Annotated in this window: 13 tRNA genes and 3 rRNA genes; all 16 read right to left on the bottom strand. The window is 48.1% G+C overall.

Annotated features, from left to right (window positions below):
* A 16S ribosomal RNA gene (locus NV379_RS25950) occupies positions 1–274 on the bottom strand; the annotation flags it as partial.
* Between the two features lie 238 nt (positions 275–512).
* Positions 513–589, bottom strand: a tRNA-Pro gene (locus NV379_RS25945).
* Positions 590–611: 22 nt separating this feature from the next.
* Positions 612–688 (bottom strand) — tRNA-Arg (locus tag NV379_RS25940).
* A 24-nt stretch (positions 689–712) separates the two neighbouring features.
* Positions 713–787 (bottom strand) — tRNA-Gly (locus NV379_RS25935).
* A 4-nt stretch (positions 788–791) separates the two neighbouring features.
* A tRNA-Leu gene (locus NV379_RS25930) sits at positions 792–874 on the bottom strand.
* A 16-nt stretch (positions 875–890) separates the two neighbouring features.
* A tRNA-Lys gene (locus NV379_RS25925) sits at positions 891–966 on the bottom strand.
* A 12-nt stretch (positions 967–978) separates the two neighbouring features.
* A tRNA-His gene (locus tag NV379_RS25920) sits at positions 979–1054 on the bottom strand.
* 66 nt (positions 1055–1120) lie between these two features.
* Positions 1121–1205, bottom strand: a tRNA-Tyr gene (locus NV379_RS25915).
* A gap of 15 nt (positions 1206–1220) precedes the next feature.
* Positions 1221–1296, bottom strand: a tRNA-Thr gene (locus NV379_RS25910).
* Between the two features lie 20 nt (positions 1297–1316).
* Positions 1317–1392: transfer RNA gene (locus NV379_RS25905), tRNA-Phe, on the bottom strand.
* Between the two features lie 5 nt (positions 1393–1397).
* Positions 1398–1474 (bottom strand) — tRNA-Asp (locus tag NV379_RS25900).
* Between the two features lie 23 nt (positions 1475–1497).
* A tRNA-Val gene (locus NV379_RS25895) sits at positions 1498–1573 on the bottom strand.
* Positions 1574–1583: 10 nt separating this feature from the next.
* Positions 1584–1655 (bottom strand) — tRNA-Glu (locus tag NV379_RS25890).
* Between the two features lie 6 nt (positions 1656–1661).
* A tRNA-Asn gene (locus NV379_RS25885) sits at positions 1662–1737 on the bottom strand.
* 59 nt (positions 1738–1796) lie between these two features.
* Positions 1797–1913: ribosomal RNA gene (gene rrf / locus NV379_RS25880) — 5S ribosomal RNA — on the bottom strand.
* Positions 1914–1996: 83 nt separating this feature from the next.
* Positions 1997–2183, bottom strand: a 23S ribosomal RNA gene (locus NV379_RS25875); the annotation flags it as partial.

The raw sequence follows: 2183 nt of genomic DNA, 5'->3' as shown, positions 1-2183 counted from the left end.
GGTGAGCCATTACCTCACCAACTAGCTAATGCGCCGCAGGCCCATCTGTAAGTGATAGATTGCTCCATCTTTCCTAACTCTCTCATGCGAGAATGTTATTTATCCGGTATTAGCACACGTTTCCGTGAGTTATCCCAGTCTTACAGGCAGGTTGCCTACGTGTTACTCACCCGTCCGCCGCTAAGCTATCCCCGAAGGAATATCTCCGCTCGACTTGCATGTATTAGGCACGCCGCCAGCGTTCGTCCTGAGCCAGGATCAAACTCTCCATTAAAGAGCTGATTGCTCAAAATTTACTTACTAGCTTGTCTCAATCAATCGCTCGAAAGCGACGATCTCGACTGTTTGAGATTCGTTAGAATCTCATCTATTCATTCACTCGTTGTTCAGTTTTCAAAGGACAATTCTTTATTTCGTCGTCTTCCGTGTTACCGGCGACAACTTTTATATCATATCATGTTTACAATACTTATGTCAACATGTTTTTGATATTTTTTAAAAAGAAAGTGTAATGGTCGGGACGACACGATTTGAACATGCGACCCCCTGGACCCAAACCAGGTGCTCTACCAAGCTGAGCTACGTCCCGTTAATTATTTAAGTTGTAAAAATGGCGCGCCCTAAGAGATTCGAACTCCTGACCTTTTGATTCGTAGTCAAACGCTCTATCCAGCTGAGCTAAGGGCGCATCTTGCTATACTTTAAGAAAAAATGGAGCGGAAGACGGGAATCGAACCCGCGACCCTCGCCTTGGCAAGGCGATGCTCTACCGCTGAGCCACTTCCGCATATTGGTGCGCGTAGAGGGACTTGAACCCCCACGGTCGCCCGCTAGATCCTAAGTCTAGTGCGTCTGCCAATTCCGCCATACGCGCACACCGGGTAAAATTATGGTGAGCCATGAAGGACTCGAACCTTCGACACCCTGATTAAAAGTCAGGTGCTCTACCAACTGAGCTAATGGCTCTTACTATTCTAATGGGGCGGACGAGGGGAATTGAACCCCCGAGTGTCGGATCCACAAACCGATGCGTTAACCACTTCGCCACGACCGCCACAGTCATGATTAGCATGAACACAATTCATGTGTTTCATACCAAGTCTTTAAATTATTGATAAAATGGTGGAGGCTGATGGATTCGAACCACCGAACTCGAAGAGAGCAGATTTACAGTCTGCCGTGTTTAGCCACTTCACTAAGCCTCCGCAGTAAATTATCAATGGTGCCGTCGAGAGGACTTGAACCCCCAACCTACTGATTACAAGTCAGTTGCTCTACCAGTTGAGCTACAACGGCTTATTATATAGTTGTAAAAATGGTGGCTCGGGACGGAATCGAACCGCCGACACGAGGATTTTCAGTCCTCTGCTCTACCGACTGAGCTACCGAGCCATAAATGGCGGAGCTGACGAGATTCGAACTCGCGGTCTCCTGCGTGACAGGCAGGCATGTTAGGCCTCTACACCACAGCTCCATAATTACTATTCATTTAATAAATGGTGGAGGCTAACGGGATCGAACCGCTGACCCTCTGCTTGTAAGGCAGATGCTCTCCCAGCTGAGCTAAGCCTCCGTAATAAAAGTGACCCGTAGGGGATTCGAACCCCTGTTACCTCCGTGAAAGGGAGGTGTCTTAACCCCTTGACCAACGGGCCTTAATATGGCTCCCCGAACAGGGCTCGAACCTGTGACAACACGATTAACAGTCGTGTGCTCTACCAACTGAGCTATCAGGGAATATACTTAGTTGTGAAAGATGAAACCATCACTACATAATGTGAATGATGGTTTCTTTTGCTCGGCAACGTCCTACTCTCCCAGGACCCTGCGGTCCAAGTACCATCGGCGCTGAAAGGCTTAACGGTCGTGTTCGAGATGGGTACGTGTGCTTCCCTTTCGCCATCGTCACCAAACAAGTTAATTGTACAAGGCTTATGCCTTGAAAACTAGATGCGAATTGAAGTGTAAAGCAGTTTTACGAATTAAATTCGTTATTTTAGATAAGCCCTCGACCTATTAGTATTGGTCAGCTCCACACGTTACCGCGCTTCCACCTCCAACCTATCAACCTCGTCGTCTACAAGGGGTCTTACTAATTGGGAAATCTCATCTTGAGGGGGGCTTCGCGCTTAGATGCTTTCAGCGCTTATCCCCTCCGTACATAGCTACCCAGCGGTGCTCCT

The sequence above is a fragment of the Paenibacillus radicibacter genome (assembly GCF_024721995.1).
Taxonomy (GTDB): Bacteria; Bacillota; Bacilli; order Paenibacillales; family NBRC-103111; genus Paenibacillus_AM; species Paenibacillus_AM radicibacter.
The sequence above is the reverse complement of the archived record's forward strand: the minus strand, read 5'-3'. Positions and strand labels throughout refer to the sequence as shown.